The sequence below is a fragment of the Streptomyces sp. NH27 genome (genome assembly GCF_056859195.1).
On the sequence record NZ_JACEGK010000413.1, the window covers coordinates 1 to 7,205 of the forward strand.

Genomic DNA, 7,205 nt, shown 5'->3' on the forward strand with positions numbered 1-7,205 from the left:
CACGACGAGGGACGCCGTGGCGGCGACCCGCCCCTTCTCCGAACTCGGCGTGACCTCCGTCGGCGCGGTCGAGTTGTGCGCCGAACTGCGCGCGGCGACCGGCCTCTCGGTGCCCGCGTCGGCCGTCTTCGACCATCCGACCCCGCAGGCGCTCGCCGCCCACCTGGACCAGGAGCGCCGGGGCGCCCCCGCGCCGGCGGCCGACATCGCCCCGGCCCGCCGGCGAGCGCCCGACGAGCCGGTCGCGATCATCGGCATGGGCTGCCGCTTCCCCGGCGGGGTGACCAGCCCCGAGGACCTGTGGCAGGTGGTCGCCGACGAGCGCGACGTCCTCGGCGCCTTCCCCGACAACCGGGGCTGGGACCTGGAGGAGTTGTTCAGCCCGAACGGCGACCGGGGTACGTCGACGGAGGCGCGGGAGAGCGGATTCCTTTACGACGCGGGCGAGTTCGACCCGGCGTTCTTCGGTATCTCGCCACGCGAGGCGCTGGCCATGGACCCGCAGCACCGGCTGCTGCTGGAGACCGCCTGGGAGGCGATGGAGCGCGCCGGCCTGGACCCGGGCACGCTGCGCGGCAGCCGTACCGGCGTCTTCGCGGGACTGGTCGGCCACGACTACCTGCCCGGTCCCGACCGCATGCCGGACGACCTGGTGCCGTACTTCGCGACCGGCATCGGCGGGTCCATCGCCACCGGGCGCATCTCCTACACCTTCGGCTTCGAGGGCCCGGCGGTGACCGTGGACACGGCCTGCTCGTCGGCGCTGGTCGCGCTGCACCAGGCGGTACGTGCGCTGCGCGCCGGCGAGTGCGACCTGGCACTGGCCGGGGCCGCGACGGTGATGGCGACACCGGGCGCGTTCGTGGGGTTCTCCGGGCAGGGGCTGATGGCGCCGGACGCGCGCAGCAAGTCGTTCGCGGAGGCGGCCGACGGCACGATGTGGTCGGAGGGCGTGGGCATGCTGCTGGTGGAACGGCTGCCGGACGCGCTGCGCGACGGGCACCGGGTGCTGGCCGTCGTCCGCGGCACGGCGGTCAACCAGGACGGCGCCTCCAACGGCCTGACCGCGCCCAACGGCACCGCCCAGCAGCGCGTGATCCGCCAGGCGCTCGCCGACGCCGGACTCGCGCCGGCCGACGTGGACGCCGTCGAGGCGCACGGCACCGGCACCAAGCTCGGCGACCCCATCGAGGCACACGCGCTGATGGCGACGTACGGCCAGGGCCGGCCCGGGGAACAGCCGTTGCGGATCGGCTCGATCAAGTCGAACATCGGGCACACCCAGGGCGCGGCGGGCGTCGCCGGGATCATCAAGACGGTGATGGCGCTGCGCCACGGGCTGCTGCCACGGTCGTTGCACGTGGACCGGCCGTCGACGCGGATCGACTGGACGCGGGGCGCGGTGCGGCTGCTGACCGAGGCCGAGGTGTGGCCGGCGGTGGACCGGCCGCGCCGGGCGGGGGTGTCCGCGTTCGGCGCGAGCGGCACCAACGCGCATGTGATCCTCGAACAGGCCCCGCCCGTAACGGTGTCGGACGGGCCGCGGCTGCCGCTGCCGGTCACCCCGATGGTGCTGTCCGGGCACACCCCGGCGGCGCTGCGCGGCCAGGCGGCCCGGCTGGCCGGGTTGCTGGGGACCGCGGACGCCCCGGAACCGGCCGACGTGGCCTGGTCGTTGGCGACGACGCGCACGGCGCTCGCGCACCGCGCGGTGGTGCTCGCGGCCGGCCCGGACGACGCCCTCGCCGGACTTCGGGCACTGGCGGCGGGCGAGGAGTCGCCGCAGGTGGTCACCGGACCGCCCACCGGTTCCGAGGCGGTGTTCGTCTTCCCCGGGCAGGGGTCGCAGTGGGTGGGCATGGCGTCGGCGCTGCTGGAGCGGTCCGAGGTCTTCCGGGACACGTTCGCCGACTGCGAGCGGGTCTTCGACGACCTGGTCGGCTGGTCGGTGACCGGCGCGATGGCCGGGGCGCCGGACGCGCCGTCGCTGGAGCGGCTGGACGTGGTGCAGCCGGTGCTGTTCTCGGTGATGGTCTCCCTGGCCCGCACCTGGCAGGCGGCCGGGGTGCGGCCGGCGGCGGTGGTGGGCCACTCGCAGGGTGAGATCGCCGCCGCGCACGTGGCGGGCGCCCTGTCGCTGAAGGACGCGGCCCTGGTGGTGGCGCTGCGCAGCCGGCTGATCGTTGACGTGGTGGGCCTGGGCGCGATGGCCGGGGTGTCGAAGTCCCGCGACTGGGTGGCCGAGCGACTACGGCCGTGGGAAAAGGAGTTGAGCGTCGGTGTGATCAACGGGCCGGAGTCGGTGGTGGTCAGCGGTGACGTGACGGCCCTGGAGGAGTTCCTCGTGGTGGCCGAGGCGGAGGGCGCGCAGGTGCGCCGGGTCCGCGGCGCGGTGGCGCCGGGCCACTCCCCGCAGATGGAGCGGCTGCACGACCAACTCCTGGACGGCCTGGCCGGGTTGGCCCCGCACGGGGACACCGTTCCGCTGTGCTCGACCGTCACCGGGGAGTTGGTGGACACCGCGACGATGTCCGCCGCGTACTGGTACCGCAACGCGCGCGAACCGGTGCAGTTCGAAGCGGCCGTACGTCATCTGCTGGACCGGGGGAACCGGGTGTTCCTGGAGATGAGCCCGCACCCGCTGCTGCTCGGCGGGGTCGCCGACATCGCCGCGTCGCAGGACGTTCGGGTGGCCGCCCTGGGCACCTTGCGCCGTGACGACGGCGGCCCTGAGCGCACCGCGCGGGCCCTGGCGGACGCGTGGGTGCACGGTGTGGAAGTGGACTGGGCGGCAGCCGTGTTCGACGGGGTCGGCGCGCGCCGCGTGGACCTGCCGACGTACGCCTTCCAGCACGAGAAGTACTGGCTGCGGCCGGTGAACGGGCCGGTGGGCGCCGGTGTGCGCGGCACCGGGCATCCCCTGGCCGACGCGAGCGTCGCACTCGCCGACGGCGGGGTGGTGCTGACCGGCCGTCTGGTACGGCGCTCGCTGCCCTGGCTGGACGACCACGCGGTGGCCGGGGTGGCGATCCTGCCCGGCGCCGCCTTCGTGGAACTGGCGGTGCGGGCGGGCGACGCCGTCGGCTGCGGGACCGTGGAGGACCTGGCGCTCCAGCAGCCGCTGGTCGTCCCGGCGAGCGGCGCGACCGTCGTACAGGTGACGGTCGACGCGCCGGACGGTGCCGGCCGGCGCGCGGTGCGCGTGCACGCGCGGCCGGGCGCCGACGAGGAATCCCCGTGGGTCCAGCACGCCGAAGGGTTCCTGGCCCCCGCCGGAGCGGACCCCGAACCCCTCGCCGACTGGCCGCCGCGCGACGCCGAGTCCCTGCCGGCCGACGACGCCTACGAGCGCATCGCCGCCGCCGGCATCGGGTACGGCCCCGCCTTCCGCGGCCTGACCGCCGCCTGGCGCCGCGGCGCCGAGCTCTTCGCCGAGGTGCGGCTCCCCCAGCCGGAGGCGAAGAACGCCCCGCAGTACGGCATCCACCCCGCACTCCTGGACGCAGCCTTGCACGTCGTCGTCCTGGACGGCCTGGACGGCCTGGACGACAGCGGGCAACTCGCCTTCAGCTGGAGCGGTGTCACGCTGCACGCCCAGGGCGCCACCGAGCTGCGGGTACGGGTCGTACGGCTCGGCGACGGCGCCTTCGCCTTCCACCTGTACGACGGTGCCGGGCAGCCGGTGCTCACCGCGGAGTCCGTCGCCGTACGACCGATGGCGGCCGCCGGTCCGACGGCGGCGCGCACCGGGACGGAGAACTCCCTGTTCCGGCTGGACTGGACGCCCCTGCCGCCCGCCGAGGCCACCGCCCCGCACTGGGTGGTACTGGGCGAACGCTGCACGGCGGTAGGGCCGGCCGAGGTGGACGCCGGCCGCCGCTACGCCGACCTGGCCGCACTGGGCGCCGCCGTGGACGCGGGCGCTCCCGTGCCGGATGCAGTGGTGGTGGCCGCCGGGGGCGGTGAACCGGCAGACCGACGGCTGCTGTTGGACACGCTGGAACTGTGCCGGGCGTGGACGGCGGACGAACGCTGGGCCGCGGCGCGGCTGGTCCTGCTCACCCGGCAGGCGGTGGCGGCCGGCCCGCCGCGCGCCCCGGCCGGCATCATGCCCGCCCCGCGGAACGCGCCGGACGACCTCGCGCACACACCGCGGGACGCGTCGGAGAGCCTCGCGTCCGCCCCACTGTGGGGCCTGGTCCGCTCGGCGCAGCAGGAACAGCCGGACCGCTTCGTGCTGCTGGACAGCGACACGGCGGCCGTCCCGCCGATCGTGCTGACGGCGGCCCTCGACTCGGGCGAACCCCAACTTGCGCTGCGCGAAGGAGTGTTGCGCGTTCCGCGGCTGGCGCGAGCGACCACCACCGCCGCCGATGCCGATGCCACCGACGCGGCGGTCCACCGCCCCCTCGACCCCGAGGGCACCGTCCTGATCACCGGCGGCACCGGCACCCTCGGCGGTATCCTCGCCCGCCACCTGGTGGCCCGGCACGGCGTACGGCACCTGCTGCTCACCGGCCGCCGAGGCGCCGCCGCACCGGGCGCCGCGCAGTTGCGGGCGGAACTGACGGCGGCCGGCGCCACCGTCACGGTGGCCGCCTGCGACGCGGCCGACCCCGAGGCCCTGGCCCGGCTGCTGGCACAGATCCCCGAACGGCGGCCGCTCACCGGGGTGTTCCACCTGGCCGGCGTCCTCGCCGACGGCGCCCTCGGCTCCCTCACCCCGGACCACGTCGACACCGTGCTCAGGGCGAAGGCCGACGCGGCCTGGCACCTGCACCGGCTCACCCGGGACGCCGACCTGGCCGCGTTCGTCATGTACTCCTCGATGGCCGGCACCTTCGGCGGCGCCGGCCAGGCCAACTACGGTGCGGCGAACGCCTTCCTCGACGCCCTCGCCCAGCACCGGCGGGCCGCCGGCCTGCCCGGACTGTCCGTCTCCTGGGGCCTGTGGCAGGACCGCTCCGAGATGGGCGCCGGGCTCTCCGACCAGGACCTGGCCCGCCGGATGGCCCGCTCCGGCACCCGCAGCCTGACCGCCGAGCAGGGCATGGCCCTGCTGGACGCGGCCCTCGACGGCCCCGACGCCCATCTGGTCGCCGCCCGCTTCGACTTCCCCACCCTGCGGGCCCAGGCGGGCGACGGCACGCTCCCCTGGCTGCTGCGCGGCCTGGTGCGGGCCGGCCGGCGCCGCGCGGGCGCCGCCGAGCAGGCCGGCCTGCGCAAGCGGCTCGCCACGCTCGGCCCCGCCGAACGCGCCGCCGCCCTCCTGACCGCCGTCCGCAGCACCGTCGCCGTCGTCCTCGGGCACGGCCCCGCCGAGCAGGTCGACGACGGCCGCGCCTTCCGGGAACTGGGCCTGGACTCGCTGACCGCGGTGGACCTGCGCAATCGGCTCTCCGCCCTCAGCGGCCTGAAACTCCCGGCCACGCTCGCCTTCGACCACCCCACCCCGCGGGCCCTAGCCGCCTTCCTCGACGAGAAGCTGTTCGGCACCCCGGTCGAGGCCGTCCCACCGGTGCTCACCGACCTGGACCGGCTGGAACTGGCCCTGCTCGGCGCCGACACGACCGATCCGGCGCTGCGGGCCAAGATCACCATGCGGCTGCACTCGCTCGTCACCCGGTGGAGCGACGCCGACACGCCGACGGCGGCCGGCGACCCGGCGGACAACCTCGGCCTGAAAGACGCATCGGTCGACCAACTCCTCGACTTCATCGACGACATGGGCAGCTTCTGAGCCTCCACCGGCGTCGGCCCGGGCTGCTTCCGGGCCGTCGGCAGAAAGGGACGCGCTCCGTGGAAGACACGCGGATCATCGAGTACTTGAAGCGGGTGACAGCCGATCTGCACCGCGCCCGCGCCCGGCTCCTGGAGCTGGAGTCCGGCCGGCAGGAGCCGGTCGCGATCGTCTCAACGGCCTGCCGCTTCCCCGGCGGCATCGACTCGCCCGAGGACCTGTGGCGCGCGGTCGTGGAGGAGCGCGACCTGATCTCGGCGATGCCCGCCGACCGGGGCTGGGACATCGACGAGTTGTACGATCCCGACCCGGACGCCGTCGGCCACATCTACGTCAAGGAGGGCGGCTTCCTCCAGGACGCGGCCGGGTTCGACGCCGCCCTCTTCGGTATCGCGCCGCGCGAGGCACTGGCGATGGACCCGCAGCAGCGGCTGCTGCTGGAGACGACCTGGGAGACGTTCGAACGTGCGGGTCTGGACCCGCGCGGCCTGGCCGGCTCCCGCACCGGCGTCTTCATCGGCATCCTCTCCCACGACCACGGCAGCCGGCTGACCCCCGCGCCCGAAGGCTTCGAGGGCATGATCGGCGCCGGCAGCGCGGGCAGTATCGCCTCCGGCCGCCTGTCGTACGTGTTCGGGCTGGAAGGCCCGGCGCTGACCATCGACACCGCGTGCTCCTCGTCGCTGGTCGCCCTGCACCTGGCCGTCCAGTCGCTGCGCACCGGCGAGTGCGACCTTGCCGTGGCGGGCGGCGCCACCGTCATGTCGACGGTCGAGTCCTTCATCGAGTTCTCCCGCCAGCGGGGCCTGGCCCCCGACGCCCGGATCAAGGCGTTCGACGACGCGGCGGACGGCTCGTCATGGAGCGAGGGGGTGGGCACGGTGCTGGTGGAGCGGCTCTCCGACGCCCGCCGCAACAACCACCCCGTCCTCGCCCTCATCCGCGGCACCGCCATCAACCAGGACGGCGCCTCCAACGGCCTCACCGCACCCAACGGCCGCTCCCAGGCCCGCCTCATCCACACCGCACTCGACAACGCCGGACTCACCCCCGACGACATCGACGCCATCGAAGCCCACGGCACCGGCACCCCGCTCGGCGACCCGATCGAGGCGGCCGCGCTGCTGGCCACCTACGGGCAGGATCGGCCGGCCGAACGCCCCCTGTACCTCGGATCGTTGAAGTCCAACATCGGCCACACGCAGGCCGCAGCTGGCATCGCCGGCGTGATGAAGATGGTGCACGCCCTCCACCACGGCGTCCTGCCCCGCACCCTGCACGCCACCCGGCCGACCTCACACGTCGACTGGACCTCCGGCTCCATCGAACTCCTCACCCAAAGCCGCCCCTGGCCGAAGGTCAACAGGCCCCGCCGAGCCGGCATCTCAGCCTTCGGCATCAGCGGCACCAACGCACACATCATCCTCGAACAACCAGAAAAACCGGAACAACCGCAACAAGACGC

1 protein-coding gene and 1 pseudogene are annotated in these 7,205 nt (G+C 74.8%); both read left to right on the forward strand.

The genetic code is table 11. The features are described 5' to 3' along the window. Positions 1-16: 16 nt before the first annotated feature. Positions 17-5,740: pseudogene (locus AC13HU_RS27600) on the forward strand (type I polyketide synthase); the annotation flags it as partial. Between the two features lie 59 nt (positions 5,741-5,799). Continuing rightward, on the forward strand, positions 5,800-7,205 hold a 1,406-nt coding region (locus tag AC13HU_RS27605), incomplete at its 3' end, for a type I polyketide synthase (protein WP_483044667.1).